Here is a 25261-nt window from a genome sequence, read left to right as displayed (position 1 = left end):
ATATGTTTGAAAAAATTGAAACTGAAATCCCGGGTTTATTTATTGTTAAGCCTCGGATTTTTTCTGATGACCGCGGACTTTTTATTAAACTGTTCCACGACAAATTATTTGAAAAACTGGGATTGAGAAGCGATTTTAAAGAGGAGTATTATTCAACTTCAAAAAAAGGCGTTGTACGCGGATTGCATTTCCAACTTCCACCTGAGCAGCATGTAAAATGTATTAGTTGCATACAAGGAGAGCTTTTTGATGCGGTAGTGGATTTACGCAAAGATTCGCCAACTTATGGTAAACATTTTACGATCACTCTTAATAGTAAAGAACCTACGGTGTTGTATATTCCTGAAGGAATGGCTCATGGCTTCATGTCATTGACCGATGATACCATATTTCTGAATAAAACTACTTCGGTGTATCATGCTGATTGCGATACGGGGATTCACTGGGATTCCTGTGGAATTAAATGGCCGGAAATTCCGGTTATCGTTTCGGAAAAAGATAGGAACATGTTACCTTTTGAACAATTTGAAAGTCCGTTTTAAAAAAAATAAAAATGTATATAATCGACCAGAAACTCAAAGAAAGAGAAGCATCAAATAATCCAATCAAAGTTGGAGTGATTGGTGTTGGAGAAATGGGTAAAGGATTGATCAACCAAATTTGTCGTTATACTCCCGGGATGATTGTTGCCGCAGTATACAATCGAACGGTTGAGAAGGCTGAACAAGCCATGCTCGCTTCAGGTGTCAGGGGCGCTCAGGTTGTTAAAACTGAGAGAGAAATGACGATCGCAATTGAGAATGGAAAAACAGCTATAACGAATGATATTGATGTATTAATCGAGTGTTCGGAAGTGGATGTGTTGGTTGAAATGACCGGCCATATTACTTTTGCACTGGAAAATATTTTAAAAGCGTTTAAAAAAGGAAAGCATGTTGTTTCGTTTAATGCAGAACTGGAGGCGACATTTGGCCCACTACTAAAAGCAAAAGCAGCCGAGCACAAGGTGCGTTACACGCTTGGAGATGGTGATCAACCCGGCGTTACTCAAAACTTGTTTCGACATGTAAAAATGATGGGGTTTGAACCTCTTCTTTGTGGTAATATCAAAGGTTTACAAGACCATTATCGAAATCCATCAACCCAGGCCGCATTTGCCAAACAATGGGACATGACTCCTGAGATGGTTACAAGTTTTGCTGATGGTACAAAGATATCATTTGAACAAGCGGTTACTGCCAATGCAACGAATATGAGTGTTGCTCAACGTGGAATGATAGGACCCAATTTTAAAGGGCATGTTGATGAAATGACTTCTGGTTTTTACCCGGATATCGATAAGTTGAAAGAATTAGGAGGAATTGTGGACTATGTTGTCGGAGGTAAGCCCGGTCCCGGCGTATTTATCTATGCAACTACGAATGATCCATTGTCGGCCAAGTACCTCAAATATGGAAAATTGGGAGACGGACCATTGTATAGTTTTTACGTCCCTTATCATCTTCTCTTTTTTGAGTTGGCTTTTTCAATTGCACGGTTAATCGATTTTAAAGATGTGACGCTTGATGCTGAATTTGGAATGAAGGTAGAAGTCGTAACAGTCGCTAAAGAGGATCTGAACCCCGGAGATAAAATTGATGGGCTGGGAGGGTACAAAACATATGGGATATGTGACAATACTGTTTCTGCCAGGGAAGATAACCTGTTGCCAATTGGATTAGCCGAAGACTGTGTCGTCAAAAGGTTATTAAAAAAAGATGATCTCATCACGTTGGATGATGTTGAATTCCATAATCCGGCATTGTTGAAAAAATATACAGGGCAAATTATTAATTCAGCGGTTTTAGAGTAACCTGAGATGTGATTTTCGCATTACGTCTCTCAATTAACGATTCCGATAAACAATATTTATGGGTGCAGCTAACAGAGTAGCGGTTAATACCGGTATTCTTTATGCCAGGATGGCAATTACCGTTTTTATTTCTCTGTACGCAACCAGGCTTGTATTAGCGGCATTGGGAGCTGACGATTTTGGTATTTTCAACGTGGTTGGGGGAGCGGTAGTTATGCTAACATTTCTTAATAGTGCAATGTCTGCAGCCACCCAGCGTTTTATGTCTTTTGCTCAGGGAAGAGGAGACGAGGATCAGCAAAAGAAGATTTTTAATGTGAGTGTTGCATTACACATTATCATTGGTTTAATCATTGTTTTACTACTGGAAGTTGCTGGCTATTTTTTCTTTAACGGGATTTTAAAGATAGACGCCGATAGGATAGGAGTTGCCAAGCTGATTTACCATTTCTTAGTCGTAAGTACATTTGTTAAAGTGATTTCTGTGCCTTACGATGCCGTTATTAATGCACATGAAAATATGTTGTTTGTGGCTATTTTGGGTATCCTTGAGGCGGTCTTAAAATTGGGAATTGCGCTTTTTATTACTTATACAAGCTTGGATCGATTGAAAAGTTACGGGTTTCTTATGGCAGCACTAGCAATCCTGTTATTGCTAGTTCAGCGTGTATATTGTCACAAGAAGTATGAAGAAGTCGAAATTAAAATTCGAAAATATTACGATAAGAGTCTATTCTGGGAGATGACCAGCTTTGGAGGGTGGTCTTTATTGGGAAGCGGAGTCAGTATGTTAGCTCAATACGGCCAGGGCATTGTTCTGAATATGTTCTTTGGAACCATTGTGAATGCTGCTCAGGGGATTGCCAATCAAATTGCAGGGCAGTTAGGCGCGTTTTCAACGACTATGTTAAAAGCACTAAATCCTGTTATCGTAAAAAGTGAAGGATCGGGCAACCGTGAAGGGATGCTTAAAGCTACATTAACAGGAGCTAAGCTATCCTATTATTTATTGTTGCTTTTAGCATTGCCGGTTATTATGGATATGCCGTTTATTCTGAATCTATGGTTAAAAGATGTTCCTGAATATGCCGTTATATTTTGTCGGTTATTGCTTGTGTTAAATTTGATAGAGCAAATGTTTGTGACCCTCCCAACAGCAATCTCAGCAATAGGCAAAATAAAAGGTCTCAAAATTGGTGTTTCAATTCTTGCGATTTCTGCTGTTGTGCTTTCATTTCTTTTCTTTAAGCTGGGATATTCTCCGGAATGGCTTTATTACATATTTATTGTGAATGTGCTTATTCGTTCGTTTGTCGTTGTTTTGTACCATGCAAAAAAACAATGTGGTTTGTCGTTAAAATATTTCTTTTCAGATGTGGTTATCAAGTCGCTGCTTATTACTCTAGTATTAACGGGATCAATGCTAATAAGCTATCTTTCAATGGAAGCTTCATTAATAAGGTTGCTAATTATTTTGGCGACTAACTTCTCATTATTTCCACTTGTAGTTTATTTTTTAGGCTTAAATGAAAAAGAAAAAAAACTTGTTCAAAGTTTTATTGCTGTTGCCTATAGTTCTGGTATCAAGTTCATCAGACGAAAATAATTGTAGCGTTCATCAATTAATCGAAAAATAAATAAAATGAAGATTGGAATTTTAACCTTACCTCTGGTATCGAATAATGGTGGAATTTTACAAGCGTACGCACTTCAAAAATTCTTGCAGAAAAGTGGGCACGAGGTCGTATTATTAGACAGGCAAAATCCGGCACCAATTTTTCACAGAGAATTGAGAATGATTAAGAATTATATTCTCGGCAAGAAATTTTTAAAACATGGGGATTATCAAAAGCTAAATGAAAATCCCACCCAATTTATATCAAAATATATTTCTCCAAAGAGTCCTGTTCTAAAAACAGATAACGAGTTATGCAAGTTTATTGATAATAGGAAGCTTGATGCTATTGTTGTAGGGAGTGATCAGGTTTGGCGAATTGAATACAGTGGCAAGCTAAAGTTTAATTTTTTTTTGGATTTTAAACTGAAGAATAATATCAAGAAAGTTGGCTATGCGGCATCATTTGGAGTTGATTTCTGGAAACATGATCCTGAGCTTACTAATAAGGTTGGTCGGTTATTGGAAGATTTTGATGCGATCTCAGTACGAGAAAAATCAGGTGTCAAGATTTGCGAAAATGTTTTTGGAGTAAACGCAGTTCAGAATATTGACCCTACTCTTCTTCTCAATAAAGAGCATTACATAAAACTTATAGATCAGGAGAAAGAGAAAAGAAGAGATGGTGAACTTTTCTATTACTTTTTGGATGAAACCCAAAGCAAACTTGAAATCGTAGAAAGGTGTTCTGCAATGTTGAAAATTAAAGCCTATAAGAGCGAGAAAGAATTCTTCAAAGAAATTGGACAAACAGTTTATCGTAAGTCGAATACAGTTACTAGTTGGCTTCGATGTTTTTATGATGCAGAATACGTATTAACGGACTCATTTCACGCTTGTGTATTTTCAATTATTTTTAATAAGCCCTTTTTTGTTATTGGAAATGTGGAAAGAGGATTAGCTCGTTTTGAGTCAATTTTGGAACAGCTGGATCTACGAAATCGTCTAATTCTAGAAGAAGATGAAATTCTAGAAGATGTTCTTCGATCGGCAATTGACTATGAAAAAGTCAATAAATTAATCGAGGAAGCAAAATTAAGGTCTAAGAGCTTCTTTGATAGTATTTCTTGAGGATAATATTTACTATTAAATTTCATAAAGAAAATCAAATATGTTTTCTATTGTTATTCCACTATATAATAAGTCACATACTATTGAAAGAACATTAGGCTCCGTTTTACACCAAAGTTTCAAGGATTATGAAATTATAATTGTTAATGATGGATCCACGGATAATAGTGTCGAAGTGATAAGAGGTTTCACAAGCGATCCTCGAATTCGGATTATTGAACAAGAAAATGGCGGTGTTAGTGTTGCGCGTAATAAAGGAATAAAGGAGGCAAATTATGAATATATTGCATTCTTAGACGGCGATGACGATTGGGCTCCCCTTTATTTGGAGACAATCAGTAAAGCAATTGAAATGTACCCAGAGAGTGGTATGATTAGCTGTGCCGGATACTATAAAAATGAAGTAACAAAGAATACAAAAAGAAGAGTAGCCGAAAAATACGCCGATCAGATAAAAGTGATCAACTATTTTGAAAATCCACATGTTTTTTCACATACAAGTGCAACTGTCGTAACAAGAAAACTCTGTATTGATCTTGGAGGTTTTCCAGAAGGGCTCAATAAAAATGAAGATTATGTATTGTTCTTCTCCGCTGCATTAGTTGCTCCAACCGTGTATTGCGGTTTCCCTTTATCCTACTATTATGGAAACGTTAAAGGGCAGCTAACTACTATAAATGAGAAAAACTCATATACTTCCGAAATCGATGTCTGCACACGTATGAACATTACATATAAGTTATGGCATAAGGTTGGGAGAAAAAATAAATTATTTAAGGTTTTTCTTAAATATGAATTAAGGCATATTATGCTAACCGCATTGAAGGCGAGGGATTTTAAGATGATCGATGTATATCTTTCAAATCTCGAAGATGGTGTGATTAAATTATTCCCTTTTTTTGAATTTAAAAGCTATAAACATGATTCATTTGTGAAAATGAAGATATTCTATATTTATTTCACAAAGCTATTATGGCGGTTGCATGGTTTCCCGCGTGTATAGCAAATTCGTTTTGAAACAAAGTATATCATGAAAAAAATAACCCAATCATTTTATAAAGGTTGTCGAAAAATTTATGCATCTTCAGTCGGAGTTGAAAAGCAGATGCGTCCCGACTGTATTCAGGATCCAAATATTGTAGCAGACATTGTAAGTAAGAAACTCCTTGATAGTAGTCCTGCCATGATTGCTCGTTTTGGAAGTACTGAACTAACATGTATGGTTAATTATTTAGGTGTTTCGAGGTCTCAAAAAGAAATCTTAAAGTATATTAAAGGAGAGGTTCCACAATGGTGGTGGGATGATAAGATTATTGATCAAATGCAACGTTGGAGTGGATTTTTTCCTCCGAGTGAGAATAACCTTGAGCAGTTTTGTGAATTGATGCTTCAAGATATTGATCAACTTGATGTTCTTGGCTCTTGGTTGCCTGCTGAATCATATTTTGTAAAAGACACTCTTGATATTCCGAAAGTTCGATTAATTTATTTAGATCCTTTTTGGGCAAAGAATCCGTGGACATTGTCGTTGAAGGGTAAAAAAGTCTTGGTCGTTCATCCATTTGCGACGACTATTGAGCATCAATATAAAAAAAGGGAAAACTTATTTATTAATGGAATGTTGCCTGAATTTCAATTGAAGACTATAAAGGCAGTGCAAGGTCTCGCCGGAACAGAAACTGGGTTTGACAATTGGTTTAATGCGTTGGATTACATGAAAGAAGAAATCGATAAAATCGACTTCGATATATGCTTAATTGGAGCTGGAGCATATGGATTTCCTTTGGCTGCGCATGTAAAGCGAATAGGTAAAAAAGGATTTCATTTAGGTGGAAGTTTGCAACTACTATTCGGAATTAGAGGAAAAAGGTGGGAGACACCAGGTTATGCGGCCGCAGTTGGATTAGACTATCGGAGTTTGGTGAATAAATACTGGGTAAAGCCAAGTGAAGAAGAACGGCCTTCAAAAGCAAACATGGTAGAGGGAGCTTGTTATTGGTAAATTATGTTTTCAATATTGATTTTTTTACGGCAAAAAGATGATAAATAGATTAATAAATAAAGTTAGAGATAGAATAGGTTTCTTTTTATTGCGAGTAAGAACCATAGCCCAAATACGTGAATCAGATAGGTGGACTATTTTTTTGTTTGGATGTCCTGTTCATCCAAATCTTGGAGATCAAGCACAAACCTACTGTATTAAAGAATGGCTTAAACGAAATTATCCAGATCATAGACTTATTGAGTTTAATTGGAAGACTTCAACTCCAAGAATATTAAAGCAAATAAAAAAAAATATCAAAGAAGAAGATATTATATTTGGACATAGTGGGTATTTCTTTTTTGAGCCACATCGGGAACTTCCGGTCTATAGGAAAATTGCGGAATCATTTCCTAATCACCAATTTATTATCTTACCTCAGACGATCAATTTGACAGATAATAATATTCGGAGAATTACCTCAGATTCTTTAAATAAGCATTCAAATGTGACTTTGATTTGTAGAGATGAAATATCTTTCCAAAATGCAAATGTTCAATTTAAAAACTGCAAAAGGTTGCTCTACCCCGATATGGTAACCTCTTTAATAGGGAAACTCTCTTTTTCAAACAAAAGAGATGGAATTTTATTTTGTATGAGAAATGATATTGAAGCTTATTACAAACCAGAACAAGTTAGGGAGTTGATGAGTAGATTGAGTTCCCATGGAAAAATAACGTTAACAGATACAGAACTAAAACAATCATATTGGGAGATTAGAAAAAACAGATCAAGAATTCTGCATGATACTTTTAATTATTTTTCACAATTCAAGTTAGTTGTAACCGATAGGTATCACGGCACAATATTCTCTCTCATTGCGAATACACCAGTCGTTGTTCTGTCCTCTGCAGATCACAAATTGAGTAGTGGAGTTAAATGGTTTCCCAAAGAGTTTTCCGACTACGTTTATTATGCGAAGAACTTAAATGAAGGATATGATATGGCTGCGAAAATTCTTGAGAAACCTCCAGAATTTGAGCTTCCGGCTTTTTTTGAAGAAAGGTATTTTTCGAAACTGAAAAGCGATATAATGTCATGAAGTTATTCTCGATATTTTTCTGATTCCTTGAAATTTTAAACTACATGAAAGTCCTTTGGATAACCAACACACTTTTCCCTGCCGTTTCAAAAAAACTAGACCTCCCGGTTCCTGTCGTTGGCGGATGGATGTATTCTGCAGCTGAAGCTTTACTCGATTTCAACCAAAACATTGAGTTAGGGGTTGCTTCCTTATATAGAGGCGAGTCGTTGCAATCGCTCAAGATTGATGGGATAACCTATTTCCTGATCCCTCAAAAAGGAAATAATATGGAAGAAGCAACATATCTGCATCCTTACTGGAAGCAAATAAAAGACCAGCTAGCTCCAGATGTTGTCCATATTCACGGAAGCGAATATCCACATGGTTTAGCTTATGTTAATGCGTGCGGCAACGAAAATGTCGTTTTATCCATTCAAGGTTTGGTTAGTGTATACGAAAGATACTACTTGGGAGGAATATCTGAGAGGGAGTTAAAAAGAAATATAACATCGAGAGATTTTATTCGGAATGATTCTTTGTTCAAACAACGAGTACAGATGCAGCAGAGGGGAAAATTGGAAAAGAGCTTAATTCGCCAATTAAATGATATAATTGGAAGAACCTCTTGGGATAAAGATCATGTATGGGCAATTAATCCTGGTGCTAAATATCATTTTTGTAATGAAACGCTTAGAAACGAATTTTACAAACACGAGTGGGATCAAGAGAAAATTGAAAGTCATAGTATCTTTTTAAGTCAAGCTCATTATCCAATCAAGGGACTTCAACAAATGATTAAAGCCTTGCCTTATATTCTTGAACATTATCCGGATGTCAAGGTTTATGTTGCCGGGAACGATTTTATTTCCAATCAAAAGAAATGGCGGTTAAATGGCTTTGCGAAATATATCCAGTCTTTAATGAAGTTGAGTCGTGTTGAAGATAAATTTATCTTTACAGGATTACTCTCAGAGCAAGAAATGTGTAATCGTTACCTGAAATCCAATGTATTTGTATGCCCTTCTTCTATTGAAAATAGCCCGAACTCAGTTGGTGAAGCCCAATTACTTGGAGTGCCATGTGTTTCAGCCTATGTTGGAGGAGTAGCAGATATGATTGATGATGGAGAAACCGGATTGATTTATCGATTTGAAGAGGTAGAGATGTTAGCCAGTGCCGTATGCCGTGTTTTTAGGGATAAGGAATTTGCAAATTCCATTTCTAAAAATGAACGAAAAGTTGCATTGCATAGACACTCTCAAGATTCCAACACAGAGCGTATTAATGAGATATATAGAGCAATATGCAAAAAATAGTTACTTTATTATATAAGGTTATTCGGAAAGTTATCCTATTGATTAGAAATAGATTGGATAAGTTGATTGCCTGGATAATTTTTTATGGGAATAATGTTAAATTCGGAAAGTTTAAGACGAATGGATTTCCCTATGTAAGCGTTGCCCAGGGTGGATCATGCATCATTGGTGATGATTTTCAAATGAATAATGGTAACGTTGGAAATCCAATTGGTCGCCCCCAGCGCTGCATCTTTTTTGTTGACCGAGGGGCGAAGTTGATAATTGGTAAACGTGTAGGAATGAGCTCAACAGCAATCATTGCACATCAACGTATTGAGATAGGCGACTATGTCAAGATAGGAGGAGGAGTATGTATTTATGATACAGACTTTCATTCGTTGGATGCTGAGTCAAGAAAACAACCCGAGACCGATACAAAACTAAAAAAGAACATGCCTGTGAAAGTTGGAAATAATGCATTTATAGGAGCTCATTCAACAATATTAAAAGGAGTAGAAATAGGGGAAAATTCAATTATTGGTGCCTGTTCAGTTGTTTCAAAAAGTGTTCCTGCCAACGAAATTTGGGCTGGTAATCCTGCGATTTGTATAAAAAAGCTATAACGGATGGATCAAAGTAGATTTTCAAGGTGGATTCCTCTAACGATGCTACCAATTGCTGTAACATCAATAAAATTGTATTCTACTATTCCGCTAGGAAACACTTTAATATGGTGGGGGGTTCAGGCATTGGTATTGCTAGTGTTTTTCTTAGATGTGCGCTACAGTCGAAGACAATTGGAGGATTCTTCTTTAATCAGATCATTGAAATGGTACTTGCTTTGGAATGTATTTAGTATTATCCGGGGTGTATTTGTTGCAGAAATATATTGGGATTATAAGGGGCTTGCTGATGTAGGAATGGCGTTATTGATACCCGTTATTGCATATCTTGCACTTGATAAAGAGAAAGTTCAAGATATTCTATCATTTTATTTGAAATATGTCTTACTGCTCTTGGTATTTTTCATTCCGTTTTTACCCACAGGAGCTTGGGGATGGTATTTATTTCCAATAAGCTTTTTGATGATATTTTTCCCTGCTTTGCCTTTAAAGGGTAAAGCACTTGTTTTGATCGTTACTCTTATTGCTATTTTTATTGATTTGGGAGCGAGAAGTCATGCTATCAAGTATAGTATGCCGATTGTCTTGTTGCTAGCTTTCTATACAATAAGAAAATTTCCTATGTCGATAAAGATTATGAGGTTTGTAAGAGCTGCTTTTTTGATCGCTCCTTTTGTATTCTTATTTTTAGCTGTAACTGGCACTTTTGAGATTTTTAAGATGGATCAATATATTGAAGGAGATTATGTTGAAACAAGTGTTAACCGGCAAGGAGAGGTTGAAGAAGAAGACTTAACAGCAGATACGCGAACCGGTCTGTATGAAGAGGTTATTGTATCGGCATTAAAAAATGATTATTGGTTAATTGGGAGATCGCCTGCGAGAGGAAATGACACTAAACTCTTTGAGTCTCTTGAAGAAACTACCGGAAGAAAGGAGCGTTTGGCCAATGAAGTGGCAGTATTGAATGTTTTTACATGGACAGGGGTAGTTGGTGTAGTACTTTTTTTTCTGGTTTTTTACCAGTCCTCTTTTTTGGCAATTAATCGCTCCAATAATATTTATGTCAAAATGGTAGGAGTTTTTATTGCTTTTCGGTGGTTCTATGCTTGGGTGGAAGATTATAATGGGTTTAATATGAACAACCTGGTGATTTGGATGATGATTGGAGTCTGCTTCTCATCTTCATTTCGAAAAATGAGCGATTCAGAAGTGAAACTGTGGGTTTGGGGGATTTTCAGTAAAAAGTATTATTTGGTTTATCGAAAATACATTCTTTCCAAATCCGCGTAAAATAAAAGAATGTATGGATCATAAAGAAAATATTGCAGTACTCCTTACTTGTTTTAATCGAAGAGAGAAAACGATAGCCTGTTTAAAATCCTTGTTTAGGGCTTCGTTGCCAGCTAGGATTAAGCTGGAAGTTTTTTTGGTGGATGATGGTTCTACTGATGGAACATCAGAAGCTGTGAGAGACACTTTCCCATCGATCAATATTATTCAAGGAACAGGCAATCTTTTTTGGAACAGGGGAATGCATCTGGCATGGGAGACTGCTGCAAACCAAGCAGATTTTGATTATTACATGTGGCTTAATGATGATGTTATCTTATATGAGCAAGCCTTGGAGGTGATCCTTCAGAGCTCAAAAGAAAAACCAGATTCTATCATTTGTGGATCAATGTGCTCTAGCAATAACAAAACACTTACTTACGGAGGCATAGATGAAAACCATAATTTACTTGAACCGAGTGATGTAATTCAACAATGCACGAAGTTTAACGGTAACTTATTGTTAGTTCCCGATTCTGTTTATAAGAAAGTTGGAAATCTTGATCCTAAATTCCCACATGCTATTGGAGATTTCGATTATGCAAACAGAGCCATAAAAAGCGGTTTTAAAAACTATATTACTCCAGGATTTTTGGGAGTTTGTGATGAACACGATAGTTTGCCAATTTGGTGTTTGTCGGAAGTCCCGCTAAAGAAAAGAATTAAAGCACTTTATTCTCCTTTGGGAAACAGCCATCCTTATTATTTTTTCTATTACGAAAGAAAAAATTACAGCCTGGGTTTAGCAATCAAACATTTTTTAACCATTCATTTACGACTTTTATTTCCACGATTATGGAAGCTAAAAAAGAACTGATTTTTCAAATAGATTCTCCTTTGGTCAAACAATATTATCAGAATGATCAGAATTACAAGATATTGTACGATGAATCGATAGGTGTTGACAAGAAATTGTGTGCGATATATTTTAGCAGTAACGAATTGTACTACCCAAATACAGAAAAAGCATTTAATTTTTCTATCGTAGGTCGTGATAAGTTTGAGTGGCAAAGATCTATGATTCCAAATGTTTATAAGCACATCTTTTTCAGGGATCTTCAAAAGCAATGGTATATTGAAGGAATAAATGCCACGATAAATTCTCCCGAAAAATTGAGAGAGCTAATCGCGAATGAGACTGAGGGATATCGCGTTTATGCGATAGGAAGTTCTGCAGGGGGGTACGCAGCCTTAATTTATGGAAGTTTGTTGCAAGTAGAGCGGGTGTATGCCTTTAATCCACAGTTTGATTTAGCGTATATTATTTCAAAAAGCACAAGCTTAGTTGATCCGTTGCTATTTAAGTATAAAGATCAATCTCGATCCAGTTTTTATCGGGTGGACAACTATTTAAACAAAAAAACAGAATATTTCTATTTTCAATCTTGTAAATCTTCAATTGATATTGCTCAATATGAAAACTTGAGGAATAAGGAGCTTGTTAATCGAATTCAGTTTAGTACAAGTAATCACGGATTCCCTTTTCTTAGGCATAACCTAAAATATATCCTTTCTTTATCTGCATCAGAATTAAGGGAATTATCAAAGACAGTAACTTCTCCCTTTGCTCTTTCAGTAAAAGTCGACGGGTTTTTCAATTCCGTGTTAATTATTACCTCGGCTGTTATAAAGAGGATAAAGAAGAAATTGTACGATGAAAAACGAAATCGCTAACAGTCTGGTTCAGATACATCCCCTTAGATTTAATTTTAGTTTTTATGAAAAATGTATTGCTCTCAGCGTTCTCGTGTAACCCCTATAAAGGTTCTGAATCTGCAAATGGGTGGAACTGGTCTGTAGGAATTGTTCAACAAGGTTTTAATGTGCATGTGTTAACTCGTAAAGAAAGTAAAGAGGATATTGAAAGACATCCCATGGTTGACAATTTATCCTTCCATTACATTTCTTTTCCGTTCGGAATGGAACGGTTGTATTCTTTTTCGAAGCCAACGATGTATTTGTATTATCTGCTTTGGCAATGGAAGGCTTATCTTATAGGTAAGAAATTAAATAAGAAGCTTCATTTTCATAGAGTACACCATGTTTCCTGGGGAAGTATCCAGCAGGGGTCATTTTTATACAAATTAAAAGTTCCGTTTATTTTTGGTCCCTCAGGAGGAGGGCAGAAAGCTCCGGAAACATTCAAAGACTATTTTCTTTCTCATTGGGAAACGGAAGAAAAGCGTGAAAAAGTTAGTCAATTCTTATTTAAATATAACCCGGCATGTCGTAACATGTTAAAGAATGCATCTGCTGTTTTAGTGTCAAATAAAGACACTGAACAATTCGTAAGAAAGGGAGGAGCTAAAAAAGTTTATTTTACACTTGATGCTGCATTAGCTAATAGCTTTTTTCCCAGCAAATTTATAAAAAGATCGCCGTCAATAGATCATTTAAAGTTACTTTGGGTAGGACGGTTTATGCCTAGAAAAGGTTTATTACTTGTTCTGGAAGTGATGAGCATACTAAAGCCTTATAAAGGCATAACATTAACAGTTGTAGGAGATGGCGAGATGAAAGAGGATGTTAAGCTGAAAGCCAGTGAGTTGGGGTTGGGCGATAATGTGAGTTTTACCGGCATGGTTCCTTTGTCTGAAGTTCGAAGCTACTATGAATCACATGACCTTTTCCTATTTACTTCACTAAGAGACTCTTGTCCTGCACAATTAATGGAGGCGATGGCTTTTAACTTACCCATTGTAACTCTTGATTTACATGGGCAGGGACAGATTGTTACTGATGAAACAGGAATAAGAATTCCACTAGGAGAACCGGAAACTGTAGTCCGGCAATTAGCAGATGCAATTGTTAGCCTTGCAAGTGATTCGAGTCGTTATCAATCGATGAGTAAAGCAGCTTTTGAGTTCTCTCGAAAGCAAACCTGGGACATTAAAATTAAGGATGTCATCAATAATTTTTACTAAATATTTTGGTTTCATTCTAAATTATGTTGTAAATCTAGCACGAGCCATAATTATTCGTAATATTGTCAAATTGTTCGAGTTAACTTAAAACGTTTTGCAAATAGCAATGAGCTTTTTATTATAAGAAAGGTGATTTTTTAAGCTGAGATGAAGAACCGAGTGTAAGATGAATGCCCCATATAACATACCTGTTTTATTAATTCTATTTAATAGACCAGATACAACAAGACGTGTATTTGAGAAAATCAAGGCGATAAAACCAAAATTTCTTTTTATTGCAGCCGACGGCCCAAGGATTGATAAGCCGGATGAAAAGGAGCTTTGCGAGAGTGCGAGAAGTATTGTAGATGAAATTGATTGGGACTGTGATCTAAAAACATTCTTCAGAACCGAAAACGTAGGATGTGGACGAGGGCCTTCTGAAGCAATAACATGGTTTTTCGAACATGTGGAAATGGGAATTATTCTTGAAGATGATTGTGTTCCTTCATTACCCTTTTTTAATTATTGCGAAAAGATGCTTATTCAATACGAAAAGAATGAGCAAGTATGGATTGTTAGTGGACGTTCTCACTATACCAAAAGTAATCAGTTCAACACGGTTGATTATCTCTTTAGTAATTATGCTCTTACATGGGGGTGGGCTACATGGAAACGATGTTGGAAGCACTTCGATATACATCTCGAAAATCATTGGCCAGATTTTTATCGGTCGGGAGGATATAAAAATGTCTACCTATCTCGAGTTGAAGGGTATTTTTGGAATTTTTTCTATTCGAGACTCTATAGAGAAAAGAATTTAGCGACTCATGTTTGGGATTTCCAATTTGCATTTTGTATGCACTTAAATAGGGGTTTAACGATTATTCCCGCTAAAAATTTGATTAAGAACATTGGATGTGATGGAACACATTTCGCTGGAGCGACAAAGGCTCTAAATTTGAGGGCTTCGGAAGTGTTTTCAATAGAAAATGAGCCAACATACATCTTGCCAAACCGAAATTATGAATTGTACCATTTTACACATGATTTCATCGATCGGCTATTGACATTTATAAGAAACAGAATTCGGAAAATTATCAATAAAGTTAAATGAAACCTAGTGGACTAAAAATCTGTGTTGTTGTGCCGGTTCATCATGTTATGACCAAATTAGAAAACTTTTCATTTCAAAGGATATTAAAAATTTTTTCTGATCGAAAAATTGTTCTCATTGGTCCCCCATTTCTTGAGGAATATATTGATAGTCTTTGCGAGAATCATGACAATATTTCCCGTTTGTTTTTTGACCGGGTATTTCAGAGAGGTGTTCGGTATTATAGCCGCTTATTTATGAGCAAGAGCTTTTATAAGCATTTTTTGGAGTATGATTATATGGCAATAAGTCAACTAGATGTCTTTATGGTAAAAGATGACTTGGATTATTGGTGTAATCAGGGGTATGATAATGTTGGAGCCCCTTTATTTGAAGGATATGAGAAAGCTTCAACAACGATGAGAGATCATGGAAATAATGGTGGTTTTTCTCTTCGTAAACCTGCATCTTGCTATAAAGTTTTATCGGATTTGAAAATGACTTATTCGAATATCTTTGCGCTATGGAATATGGAGAGAACATTGCCCTGGAAATTGTTTAGAGTGCTTCGTGATGGGGTCATCTTTAATTACCGCCTGAAATCGCTTAGACCAGTTATCAATGAAGATGTTTATTGGTCCATAATTGTACCTCAAAAATTTTCTTGGTATAAGGTCTGTGAACCTGAGAAGTCGAAATATTTTGCTTTTGATACCAATCCTCGTTATTTGTATGAACTGTGTAATAATACCTATCCTATGGCGATCCACGCCTGGTGGAAATATGATAAAGCTTTCATGAACGAAGTGATTGAAGCATTAGGGTGTAAAAAAGATTTGCAATACTATACCGGGAAGGATACAATATAAACCTTTTCCCCTGTTCTTTTAGGCAAGACCATTCTATCGAACGCGATATTTCGGATTTTAATAATTGATATATCGATAACATTCGATTAAAAACTATTTATAACAACGCTTCGTTATCTGATAAAGATATAAACTAATCCTTATTTCCTTATTATTTCGAATAACATCCGAACAGTTATAGTTCGTAAATATTTGATCGTAAAAGCTTTTGAAATCGCTAGCGAAGTGTACACGAAATTTATTTTAATATGATTGCTCCAATTTGCTTATTCTCATACAATCGTTTGGCTGAACTCAAGCTAACAGTAGATGCGTTGACTAAGAATTACTTAGCCTCTGAAAGTGATTTATTTGTTTTTTCAGATGGTGCAAAAGATGGCAGTCCGGACGATAAGGTAGTTGAGGTTCGCAAGTATCTGAAAACAATTAAAGGATTTAAATCGGTAACAATATTTGAGTCACCGGAAAATAGGGGACTGGCCAATTCAATTATTGATGGGGTAACTAAAATAGTTCAGCGATACGGAAGGGTTATTGTTGTTGAGGATGATCTGGTATCGACACCCAATTTCCTAAATTTTATGAACCAGGCACTGGATTTTTATTCCGGTAACAAACAAATTTTTTCTATATCTGGTTATACGTTGGATTTGCCGTCGTTAAATCGATACAAAAAAGATTTTTACCTCGGTCACAGACCTTCTTCATGGGGGTGGGCTACTTGGGAGGATCGGTGGATGAAGGTTGATTGGCAAGCGAATAATTATCGTCATATAGTATACAATCCAATCAAGCATATCAAATTTATGCGAGGTGGATCTGATTTGCCCTTCATGCTTTGGAAGCAGATAAATGGAAAGATTGATTCCTGGGCGATTCGTTGGTCTTGTTTTCAGTTCATCCATAATTTATTAACCGTTTTTCCATCCACTTCAAAAATAGAAAATGTTGGTTTTGGTCCCAGGGCAACACATACTAAACATACTGGGCGATTTGAAACGAGTTTAGATTCTGAGCTTAAGGAAAATTTTGTGTTTTCAGAGGATTTGACCTTGCAAACACAATTGTTAAATGAATTTCGAAACAAATTTTCATTTGGTAATCGATTGAAAAATAGACTAAAGCATTTATAATGAATGTATTGTTCCTTTTGCATCTTCCGCCGCCGGTGCATGGCTCATCTATGGTTGGCAAGTATATTTTTGACAGCATACGTATTAACGATGTCTTTTCGAGTCGATATATCAATGTGTTGTCATCAAAAACGATAGCGGAAACAGGTAGACCCAGTTTTAGTAAAGTAATTGGGTTCTTGGCAATCTGGTTTAAGATGATCTTTGAATTACTCTTTAAAAAGCCGGATGTTTGTTATTTTGCAATAACAGTGTGTGGTTTTGCTTTTTTCCGAGATGTTTTTTTGGTGTTCCTGTTAAAGTTGTTTCGGGTAAAACGGGTGTTTCACTTGCATAATAAGGGAGTGAGCTATTGGCAAAAGAAGTGGGTGTATCGCATTTGTTATAAATATGTTTTTAATAACGCTGAAGTAATTTTATTATCAAAACATTTGTATGCTGATATTGAAAACTTCGTTCCTGAATCGAGTTTACACATTTGTCCGAATGGCATACCATTCGATGATAAAACGAGCAAATTAAGCCGAACAGTAAGGAGTAATGAAACGCCCAAGATCCTTTTCTTTTCAAATTTAATTGAATCGAAAGGTGTTTTTATTTTATTGGAAGCTTGTGCAAAATTGAAGCAAAAAGGAATCTCATTTTCATGTGATTTTATTGGGGGTGAAGGCGATATTTCACGCGAGCAATTTCAAGCGAAAGTAAAACATTTCGGTTTGGAGCAGGATGTTGCCTACTTAGGCAGAAAATACGGAGAGGAGAAAGAAAGAGCTTTCATTGAGGCTGATATTTTTGCTTTCCCCACATTTTACTTTTATGAAACATTTGGATTGGTGAATTTAGAAGCGATGAAATATCGTTTGCCAATAATTTCAACTTACGAGGGAGGAATTCCTGATGTTGTTGAGAACAACAAAACGGGCTTTCTGGTCCGCAAAGAAGATTCAACAGAGTTAGCTGATAAGCTTGAGATATTAATAAAAAATCCAAAACTTAGAACTGAAATGGGTGAAGCCGGGTATAATAAATACAAAGAAAACTTCACCTTGGATATGTTTGAGAGACGATTAATTGAAATGATTCAAACCGCGTCGCCGGCAGTTTGATCGTAATCCCAAATTTGATGACTATGAAGCCCTCAGGAGTAAATATTTTAGGCTATTCGGTCTTTGATGGAGAACTCAATACGATGCCCCTAAATGGAAAGACTGTGATCAACACCTTAAACGGCCATTCGTACACAGTGGCTAAAAAGGATCAGCTGTTCAGAAATGCATTGCGCGATTCTGATATTTTGCTGCCAGATGGAGTGAGTATGGTAATTGGGGCAAGAGTGTTATGTGGGAAGAAGATTAAAAAAATAGCAGGCTATGACCTATTTTTGTTTTTGCTCAACTACCTGGAGTCGCAAAACGGAGAGTGTTTCTTTTTAGGATCAACAGAAGCGACCCTGCAAGGAATAAAGTCGAGAATTGCTAAAGAATTTCCAAATGTAAAAGTTGCAAGTTTCTCGCCTCCATATAAACCGGTATTCTCTCCGGAAGAAAATTTGATCATGCAGAATAAGGTAAATGAGCATAGGCCGAAGGTTTTGTTTGTGGGAATGACCGCTCCTAAACAGGAAAAGTGGGTTAGCGAAAATAAGGATCGATTGGATGTAGATGTTATTTGCTCAATTGGAGCTGTTTTCGATTTTTATGCAGGTACTTCCAAACGGCCTTCCAATCTGATGATTAATTTAAAATTAGAATGGCTGGGACGGTTGTTAAAGGAGCCTAAAAGAATGTGGCGAAGATATCTGTTATCAACACCTGTTTTTTTTATCGATGTCATACGGCAAAAAGCAATGTTTAAGGCTTAATATCTGCTCAATCTCTGATTGCCTATTTTTTGCATTGGATTTAGCAAAGTTGTTGCTCTATCTCCAGCCTTGATCTTTTTGTTGTTTGGCAAAAAAAAACAGGCTACTTATTTGTAAAATAGGTAGCCTGTTTCTAGATCAGGAACGGTTTGTATGTTAATTTATATGACCACTATTTTATCTTTGTGAATTGCCTGATCTGACTCAATTACCAATAAATATGTTCCTTTACTTAAATGCGAAACATTAATGGTTTCTTCAAGATTTCCGAATGAAGATAACAATGTTTTCTTGATCACAATTCTTCCCATCATACTGTATAATGAAAGTTGGCATTGATCAGAAATTAAATTGGATGCTTTAATGTTTAATATTCCATTTGTTGGATTGGGATAAACCTTAGCATCTAAAATGGTTTCATTTACATCTATACCAGTCGTTATTGATTCTTCAAGGTTATTGGCAATCACGAAATTTTCAAAAGAATCAACTTCATAACCTGTAGCAGTGTATATCGCAGTTGCTCCCGGAGTATAGCATAAGGTTACCTCTTCTCCTGGCATGTAGTCTTCATCGACTTCCAAAAAGATCATATTACCATTAATCTTTACATCCTGAATATTCCTGTTATCACTAAGTTTAAAGTCGGATATAAGAGCAGTACTCTTTAAATTAGATGTTTTCAGTTGCGTATCATAATAGAGTATGATACGTTTTGAATTATTATTATTAACCTCTCCCTTAACGAGTTTCCCATTGATAATTGCACTAACTGTAATAGCTGCATCTGCAGACAATGGTATTGAAGCATCATCTGTAACTTCAACGGTTAAAACAAAGGTTTGATCGCCAGTCAGCGACATCGATGAAGTGGTAATAATCTCTCCGGTCTGCGAATTAATTTCGAAGTATCCAAGCTCATTTCCTTCCGTGATCGCATAAGTTAAGGTTTGCTCTAAATCCGGATCATTTGCAATAACCTGGCCAATAACATTCCCTATTTTATCGTTTTTATGGATTTCAAAAGCTTGATCCTCAATTACGGGGCTGTGATTGATAGTCATTCCTGTAATGTTGATACTAACGTTTGACAACGCAGAAAGAGGGATCTCTGCGTCATCCTTTATTTCAACAACAAAATTGTACTGAATATCCGAAGTTGTAAATATTGAGGACAGAGCGAAAATTTCACCTGTCGATTCATTTATTGAAAATAAGTTGTCATCGTTGCCCTGAGTGATTGTATAACTGAGCGTTTGGTCCTGATTTGGGTCAGTTGCGATTACCTGTCCGATATAATCATTAATAGCGACATTGTTTGAAATATCAATCACTAAGTCTTGGGCAACCGGGGGTTCATTGACCCAGCTGGCAGATATTTTTATCGTAATGGTTGCACTGGAAGCCAATGGGTTATTTGGGTGGTTGTCCGTTGCTTGAACAGTAATGGAATTGTAATATTCACTATTGGATGCAAACGATTGGTTTGTGAAAATTTCACCAGTATTTGCATTGATTGAGAATACGTTATTTTCATTTCCTTGAATAATGGAAAAGCTCAATGTTTGATCTAAATTTTGGTCACTTGCAATAACTTGGCCGATTCGACTATTAGTGGCCAGTGGGGCTGTTTCCAAAAATGTTTGTGCCAGAATTTCCGGACCTTGGTTTTCATAAAAAGCTCCTAAGTTTGAAATCGTAATAGTTGCTTGTGCCGAAAGTGAATCTCCAGAATAATTATCAACAACCTTAACAATAAATAATGTTTCGTTTGTGTAATTCTCGGGGATATCTGATGATAGATAAATCTCGCCACTTGATGAATTAAGAGAAAATAAACCATCGTTGTTTCCACTCTCGATGAAATAACTAATTGTTTGTCCTTCATCGGGGTCTGAAGCCATAACTATGCCAATTAAATCTCCGGTGGTAACATTGTTCTTTAGTTCAAATATCTGATCTGATATAACAGGATTTTGATTAGTAAAGACACCAATTAACCTGAGTGTAATAAAAGCTTCTGCAGATAGCGGGGTTTGACCATTATCGGTTACCTCAATAGTTAATACGTGGCTTTGGTCAGTTTCGGTTAAAATAGATTCTTGTGTGAAAATATCACCTGTGATTGAATCAATTGAAAATAGTGCTTTCTCATTTCCTGCAGTAATACGGTAGGTGAGATTTTGTTCTGCGTCAGGATCTGAGGCAGTAACCTGCCCTACTAAATTGTTTATAGTTAGATTCCCGGCAACCTCAAAGGTCTGATCTAAAATTGAAGGGGTCGCGTTGAGATCTATCTCATTCGGATTCGAAAAGTTAACTAAATCCACAATTTCGTAACTATTCAAAGCTCGATTGTTAATTCGAACTTCATCGATTAGTCCCTGGTACAATAATGAAGGTTGAATTTCATCACGCCCTGCACCAATATAAAGATTATAACCTGAACCTGAATCAATTCTTCCTGTTGCGCTTACAGCAGTTAGAAGAAGGTTGTCTAGGTAGATTCTTTTTTCTGTTCCGTTGTATGTCACTGCCAGATGATGCCAGTTGCCATCCCACAGTTTATTAATATTTTCGATGGAAACCCAAGCGTTGCTTGTCCCTGAAGTTTTAAATCCAATTGATTTATTATCTGGTAAAATGTAAAGTGCAAAATTATCAACATTCGGACCTCCATGCATAATAATCCCTTGATAGCCAGAGGCATTAAGGTTGGGTTTTAGACGTGCACTCAACGTGAGTTCTTCCTGTATATTATTGCTAAAGGATTCGCCAAGAGCAATGTAGCCTGCACCATTCAATTCGATTCCAGCTCCGTTGTAACCGTCAACCCTGGTTGTTTCATTGATAAGAGTGCCATCGTTTGACCCTTTTGTGTCGATAACGGTTGCTCCCGAAACCTCTTCAAAATGATATTCTGATGAAGCAGGTGATAAATCAGGCAATGAAATAATGATATCCGCACTTTTCGCATTCGAGATATTTCCGGAGACATCAACCGCCCAGGCAAAAAGACTATGAATGCCCTCTTCTGCAAACGTATACTCATTCGGCATTGAAGATGACCAATTACTATTTTCCAGTGAGGGCGTTGATGACGACTCAGTAACTAAATAGCTCGATATTGAATCATTATCGGAAGCAATTAAGGAACTAATGGGGATTGTTAAAGAGTGAAAAGTAGAAGGAATACTAAATACCTCAATTGTCGGAGGTGTAGTGTCTTCTAGTAGTGCTGTTTTTTTTATGTTGATTGTTATCGTCGCTTCTGCGGACAATGGAGAATTGCCATTGTCTGTAACCTGAATTGTTAAAGCATACGATTTATCGCTTGTCAATGAAATAGCTGATGTCGCATAAATAGCTCCACTGGATTGGTCAATTGAAAACAAATTATCAGTATTCCCATTGGTTATTTGGTAAACAATTAATTGACCGACGTCAGGATCGCTGGCTGCAACATTGCCAATCAGGTCGTTTGCATTTAAAACCGTACTAACATCAAAGGTTTGATTGTCAATTAAAGGTGGCTGATTTAATGGGGAGCTAATTGATTCAGTTGTTTTAATCAGAATCTTTGATGTAAAAGGTTCAAGAGTGATGCTTCCTGTAACGCGATTATTGTAGATGTCTTTGTAAACCGACTGTCCTAATGATATGACTTTTGAATTTTTTGTCCCATTATAAAATAATTCTTCTTTCTCTCCTGTATTCAATTTCGTATTATCACAGTTCGAATTTAAATCTTGACCTGTATCCCTTTTCCAATTTTCAAAAGTAGAAAACGAGGGGTTGTCCGCATCAAAGATATGTTCAGAGTTATGATGCGACACGTAGGTGTTATCAAAAGATGTGAGTTTTGTTAAGCCATCTAGTTTGATAAATCTTTGATAAGAGTTTTTCCACCATATGAACGAACTAAGTCTACTAGTTGTACACAAAATGTTGTTATTAAATGTTCCATTCGCTGAAAGAGTAGAGCTACCGGCCCATAATCCAAGTGCAAAGTCAAAGGCAGTATTGTTTTTAAATACGTTATTCTGATTTCCTTCTCCTAATATGAATGCCCCACTGCAATGAGCAACAGTATTTTTTTCGACAACAACATCATGGGTATTTTTATCTAAATAAATGCCAAATCCGAGAGGATATTCACTCAGCCGTCCTTCTCCGCTGCCGTATATATTTAATACAATATTTTCCTTAATTATTGAACCGCCAGACCCTGGGCTTCCTGTTTGAGCTTGATAGGTATAAATTGCAGCACCATCATCAAGATTCATATTAATGTTTTTAATTACATTGTTTGAAATCAAATTGTTTTGTCCAGAAAACATAATGCCATTGTAGGCAATATTATCAATCAAATTGTATGAGAAAGTGATATTATCACCCGTGGTTACGATTGCAGTGGAAGTTCCTGGACAATTAGCACCAATATTAGAAAAACGTCCTATATTCTGAATTGTATTATTGCTAATCGTAGAATTTGGTGTTGATAGTAAAATAGCATCGCTGCTGGAGTCTTTAATGACACAGTTATTAATTGTAATGGCAGTGCCTTTTTTACCTCTGACTGCATATCTACCCACGCCTTTAACATCACAATTTTCAACACGGATTCCTGTTGTACTTTCAAAATATCCTCCTGTTGTGCCTGCATGGAGAAATTGAATGTTCTCAAACGAGATATAATCGTTACCGTAATTATAAATGCTATAGTCAGATACTGATGCTCTAATTATATGATTTGAAGGTGAATCTCCATTAGGTGTCCATACATACAATGTATTAGTTTCTGAATCATAAAACCACTCTCCTGCTTGGTCTAGAAAGTCAAGTTTTTTTGTTAAGATAAATCCTTCACTAGTTGAAATATTTCCATTAATACCCGCATCTAACTTTAAAGTTGTTCCAGATGAGGAAGCAACAGTGCTCCCCCAGTACCTCCATCGGTACGATCTTGCAATTATATTTGCCCCACTATAATCAATCCCTGAATCTAAGTTATCACATTGTATTGTTGTTTGGTCCGATACAGCTGTTGTTGGATATATATAACCTGTATTCGGGAGTCGAGCTGCTTGCATTCGGTTGTTATTGACAAAAACTTGAGATACCGTCTCCTGGATCTGTGCTTTATATATGTTTCCTTTGTGTAAACTCCAGTTGGTTACAAGTTTAGATCCATAAAGTTTGGGTTTCTCTCCGGCTCCATAAGCTCCGTACTTAATAGGACTTCCTTTTGTCCCTGAAGAGTTAGGCTTTAGGGTACCCTCCCATGAATCCCCTCTCTTAAAGAGAATCTGATCTCCGGGACTAAAATGTTGTGCGTTTACTTTGTTTAATGTACTCCAGGCCTCGCTAGTGCTTGTGCCCGCATTTGAATCGTTTCCAGTACTGCTACTAATGTAGTAAGTTGTTTGCCCAAATAGACTTATAGGCAACAACATCATAATAAATAAAATCTCTCTCGTATTAATCATCTCTCTTCGTATTTATTATTTAAACTCTAGTTATATGACTTGGCAAAATTTGGTACTAGATGAGTGCTATAAATCATGCTTCCAGATTTATCACTTGAAAAATAAATTGATTTTCGATCGGATTCTTCGACAGCAATGTCAATAAAAGTTTTGTTAGCTAGGGAATTGATCCCGATCTCCGTGGCTGTTGATATGTTGTGGAGGGGGGATTGAAAAGCACTATAAAGATCCTCAGGAATTCTGAAGGATCTAATTGTGCATACTTTCATAAAAATAAGATAGATTCCCAATATCTTCAAATGGAATTCATTTGAGAATTTTAGAGAATTATGAATTTTGTTATAAGTACGGCCGATAGAATTACCTGACCGTTTAAAAATAGTTTTCTGTTTGTTGTTAAATCTAAGGTACAGGCTATATGGGTTTCTCAAAAACGCAACGCTATACCTTTTAGGCTTAGATATTCCTAAAACTATTTCGCTAGAAAATTGACTATAATTTTTCAATGTTCAATTTGATTTATGTTGTTATTATTTCCCTCACGCACAAAGTCCTCTTCACGATAATAAAAACACGCTCAAATTTGTCATTACAATAATGAGAATTATTTTGGAAATCTCATAGTTAATTCAAAGAATACTAGTAATTTATAATGAAACTAAATAAGCTTTGGAAGGCTGCTATTCAATGCTTATATGTGTTAAAATGAATTAATAATCAAAAAACATAAGAGCACCACCAAGACTAAATTAAGCTCCTGATTTTAAAACTAGTAATGGGTTTATGGTTATTATTGTTCAGCAGTTATAATACACACACTCTCTCAAATGCACAAATCTATGCTGGTAAAGATGTGAAAAAAAATAAAATAAGTAGTTAATCCTTATGAACTAATATTTACTGGAAATAATTGTTTTTGTCTAATGATTATTTCCAGTAAAATTTTAAGCCAAAGAACTTCTTCTTTGATTTTCCGAAGTAATCCTTTGAAGTT

At 36.1% G+C, this 25261-nt stretch carries 19 protein-coding genes; 18 read left to right on the top strand and 1 reads right to left on the bottom strand.

The window, feature by feature from the left end:
• The first annotated feature begins 2 nt into the window (after window positions 1-2).
• The 18 genes from rfbC (at window position 3) to GR929_RS16980 (ending at window position 18778) form a co-directional block, all read left to right on the top strand.
• Window positions 3-542 carry a dTDP-4-dehydrorhamnose 3,5-epimerase gene (gene rfbC, locus GR929_RS17065; RefSeq protein WP_159522032.1) on the top strand — a complete coding sequence of 180 codons (540 nt, stop codon included), beginning with the start codon at window positions 3-5 and terminating at the stop codon, window positions 540-542.
• Between the two features lie 11 nt (window positions 543-553).
• On the top strand, window positions 554-1852 hold the full coding sequence (locus GR929_RS17060; RefSeq protein ID WP_159522030.1) for an NAD(P)H-dependent oxidoreductase: 1299 nt from the start codon (window positions 554-556) through the stop codon (window positions 1850-1852).
• A 58-nt stretch (window positions 1853-1910) separates the two neighbouring features.
• Entirely contained in the window at window positions 1911-3458 is a 1548-nt protein-coding gene (locus GR929_RS17055; RefSeq protein ID WP_159522028.1) for a polysaccharide biosynthesis protein, read from the top strand.
• A 36-nt stretch (window positions 3459-3494) separates the two neighbouring features.
• Window positions 3495-4598: a polysaccharide pyruvyl transferase family protein gene (locus GR929_RS17050; RefSeq protein WP_159522026.1), complete on the top strand. Its 1104-nt coding sequence runs from the start codon at window positions 3495-3497 to the stop codon at window positions 4596-4598.
• Between the two features lie 40 nt (window positions 4599-4638).
• Window positions 4639-5601: a glycosyltransferase family 2 protein gene (locus GR929_RS17045; RefSeq protein WP_159522024.1), complete on the top strand. Its 963-nt coding sequence runs from the start codon at window positions 4639-4641 to the stop codon at window positions 5599-5601.
• Between the two features lie 27 nt (window positions 5602-5628).
• Entirely contained in the window at window positions 5629-6600 is a 972-nt protein-coding gene (locus tag GR929_RS17040; RefSeq protein WP_159522022.1) for a hypothetical protein, read from the top strand.
• 37 nt (window positions 6601-6637) lie between these two features.
• Window positions 6638-7681: a polysaccharide pyruvyl transferase family protein gene (locus GR929_RS17035; protein ID WP_159522020.1), complete on the top strand. Its 1044-nt coding sequence runs from the start codon at window positions 6638-6640 to the stop codon at window positions 7679-7681.
• A gap of 44 nt (window positions 7682-7725) precedes the next feature.
• Window positions 7726-8979 carry a glycosyltransferase family 4 protein gene (locus GR929_RS17030; protein WP_235934436.1) on the top strand — a complete coding sequence of 418 codons (1254 nt, stop codon included), beginning with the start codon at window positions 7726-7728 and terminating at the stop codon, window positions 8977-8979.
• 38 nt (window positions 8980-9017) lie between these two features.
• The gene (locus GR929_RS21940; RefSeq protein WP_235934433.1) at window positions 9018-9584 is read left to right on the top strand and encodes an acyltransferase; all 567 of its coding nucleotides are present in this window, start codon (window positions 9018-9020) and stop codon (window positions 9582-9584) included.
• Window positions 9585-9587: 3 nt separating this feature from the next.
• Complete coding sequence (locus GR929_RS17020) at window positions 9588-10877, top strand: hypothetical protein (RefSeq protein ID WP_159522015.1); 1290 nt, start codon at window positions 9588-9590, stop codon at window positions 10875-10877.
• A 13-nt stretch (window positions 10878-10890) separates the two neighbouring features.
• Window positions 10891-11733 (top strand): glycosyltransferase family 2 protein, encoded by an 843-nt coding sequence (locus GR929_RS17015; protein WP_159522014.1) that lies wholly within the window; start codon window positions 10891-10893, stop codon window positions 11731-11733.
• On the top strand, window positions 11712-12590 hold the full coding sequence (locus GR929_RS17010) for a hypothetical protein (RefSeq protein WP_159522013.1): 879 nt from the start codon (window positions 11712-11714) through the stop codon (window positions 12588-12590). The genes GR929_RS17015 and GR929_RS17010 overlap by 22 nt, the downstream gene beginning before the upstream one ends.
• Window positions 12591-12634: 44 nt before the next feature.
• The gene (locus GR929_RS17005; protein WP_159522012.1) at window positions 12635-13840 is read left to right on the top strand and encodes a glycosyltransferase family 4 protein; all 1206 of its coding nucleotides are present in this window, start codon (window positions 12635-12637) and stop codon (window positions 13838-13840) included.
• Between the two features lie 166 nt (window positions 13841-14006).
• Window positions 14007-14936, top strand: coding sequence for a nucleotide-diphospho-sugar transferase (locus tag GR929_RS17000; RefSeq protein WP_159522011.1), 930 nt, complete (start codon window positions 14007-14009; stop codon window positions 14934-14936).
• Window positions 14933-15784 (top strand): DUF5672 family protein, encoded by an 852-nt coding sequence (locus GR929_RS16995; protein ID WP_159522009.1) that lies wholly within the window; start codon window positions 14933-14935, stop codon window positions 15782-15784. The genes GR929_RS17000 and GR929_RS16995 overlap by 4 nt, the downstream gene beginning before the upstream one ends.
• 248 nt (window positions 15785-16032) lie before the next feature.
• Entirely contained in the window at window positions 16033-16917 is an 885-nt protein-coding gene (locus GR929_RS16990; protein WP_159522007.1) for a glycosyltransferase, read from the top strand.
• Complete coding sequence (locus GR929_RS16985) at window positions 16917-18023, top strand: glycosyltransferase family 4 protein (protein ID WP_159522005.1); 1107 nt, start codon at window positions 16917-16919, stop codon at window positions 18021-18023. Before GR929_RS16990 ends, GR929_RS16985 begins: the two co-directional genes overlap by 1 nt.
• A gap of 23 nt (window positions 18024-18046) precedes the next feature.
• Window positions 18047-18778 carry a WecB/TagA/CpsF family glycosyltransferase gene (locus tag GR929_RS16980; protein WP_159522003.1) on the top strand — a complete coding sequence of 244 codons (732 nt, stop codon included), beginning with the start codon at window positions 18047-18049 and terminating at the stop codon, window positions 18776-18778.
• A gap of 161 nt (window positions 18779-18939) precedes the next feature.
• Here GR929_RS16980 and GR929_RS16975 read toward each other — a convergent pair whose 3' ends face one another.
• A complete protein-coding gene (locus GR929_RS16975) occupies window positions 18940-24267 on the bottom strand; it encodes a cadherin domain-containing protein (protein ID WP_159522001.1) in 5328 nt (1775 codons plus the stop codon).
• Window positions 24268-25261: the final 994 nt, after the last annotated feature.

The organism is Sunxiuqinia indica (genome assembly GCF_009847015.1).
Lineage (GTDB): Bacteria > Bacteroidota > Bacteroidia > Bacteroidales > Prolixibacteraceae > Sunxiuqinia > Sunxiuqinia indica.
The sequence above is the reverse complement of the archived record's forward strand: the minus strand, read 5'-3'. Positions and strand labels throughout refer to the sequence as shown.

What these genes read in the sequence shown, in the direction of transcription:
- rfbC (WP_159522032.1), top strand. Translation starts at nt 3, where the DNA reads ATGTTTGAAAAAATTGAAACTGAAATCCCGGGTTTATTTATTGTTAAG.
- GR929_RS17060 (WP_159522030.1), top strand. Translation starts at nt 554, where the DNA reads ATGTATATAATCGACCAGAAACTCAAAGAAAGAGAAGCATCAAATAAT.
- GR929_RS17055 (WP_159522028.1), top strand. Translation starts at nt 1,911, where the DNA reads ATGGGTGCAGCTAACAGAGTAGCGGTTAATACCGGTATTCTTTATGCC.
- GR929_RS17050 (WP_159522026.1), top strand. Translation starts at nt 3,495, where the DNA reads ATGAAGATTGGAATTTTAACCTTACCTCTGGTATCGAATAATGGTGGA.
- GR929_RS17045 (WP_159522024.1), top strand. Translation starts at nt 4,639, where the DNA reads ATGTTTTCTATTGTTATTCCACTATATAATAAGTCACATACTATTGAA.
- GR929_RS17040 (WP_159522022.1), top strand. Translation starts at nt 5,629, where the DNA reads ATGAAAAAAATAACCCAATCATTTTATAAAGGTTGTCGAAAAATTTAT.
- GR929_RS17035 (WP_159522020.1), top strand. Translation starts at nt 6,638, where the DNA reads ATGATAAATAGATTAATAAATAAAGTTAGAGATAGAATAGGTTTCTTT.
- GR929_RS17030 (WP_235934436.1), top strand. Translation starts at nt 7,726, where the DNA reads ATGAAAGTCCTTTGGATAACCAACACACTTTTCCCTGCCGTTTCAAAA.
- GR929_RS17020 (WP_159522015.1), top strand. Translation starts at nt 9,588, where the DNA reads ATGGATCAAAGTAGATTTTCAAGGTGGATTCCTCTAACGATGCTACCA.
- GR929_RS17015 (WP_159522014.1), top strand. Translation starts at nt 10,891, where the DNA reads ATGGATCATAAAGAAAATATTGCAGTACTCCTTACTTGTTTTAATCGA.
- GR929_RS17010 (WP_159522013.1), top strand. Translation starts at nt 11,712, where the DNA reads ATGGAAGCTAAAAAAGAACTGATTTTTCAAATAGATTCTCCTTTGGTC.
- GR929_RS17005 (WP_159522012.1), top strand. Translation starts at nt 12,635, where the DNA reads ATGAAAAATGTATTGCTCTCAGCGTTCTCGTGTAACCCCTATAAAGGT.
- GR929_RS17000 (WP_159522011.1), top strand. Translation starts at nt 14,007, where the DNA reads ATGAATGCCCCATATAACATACCTGTTTTATTAATTCTATTTAATAGA.
- GR929_RS16995 (WP_159522009.1), top strand. Translation starts at nt 14,933, where the DNA reads ATGAAACCTAGTGGACTAAAAATCTGTGTTGTTGTGCCGGTTCATCAT.
- GR929_RS16990 (WP_159522007.1), top strand. Translation starts at nt 16,033, where the DNA reads ATGATTGCTCCAATTTGCTTATTCTCATACAATCGTTTGGCTGAACTC.
- GR929_RS16985 (WP_159522005.1), top strand. Translation starts at nt 16,917, where the DNA reads ATGAATGTATTGTTCCTTTTGCATCTTCCGCCGCCGGTGCATGGCTCA.
- GR929_RS16980 (WP_159522003.1), top strand. Translation starts at nt 18,047, where the DNA reads ATGAAGCCCTCAGGAGTAAATATTTTAGGCTATTCGGTCTTTGATGGA.
- GR929_RS16975 (WP_159522001.1), bottom strand. Translation starts at nt 24,267, where the DNA reads ATGATTAATACGAGAGAGATTTTATTTATTATGATGTTGTTGCCTATA.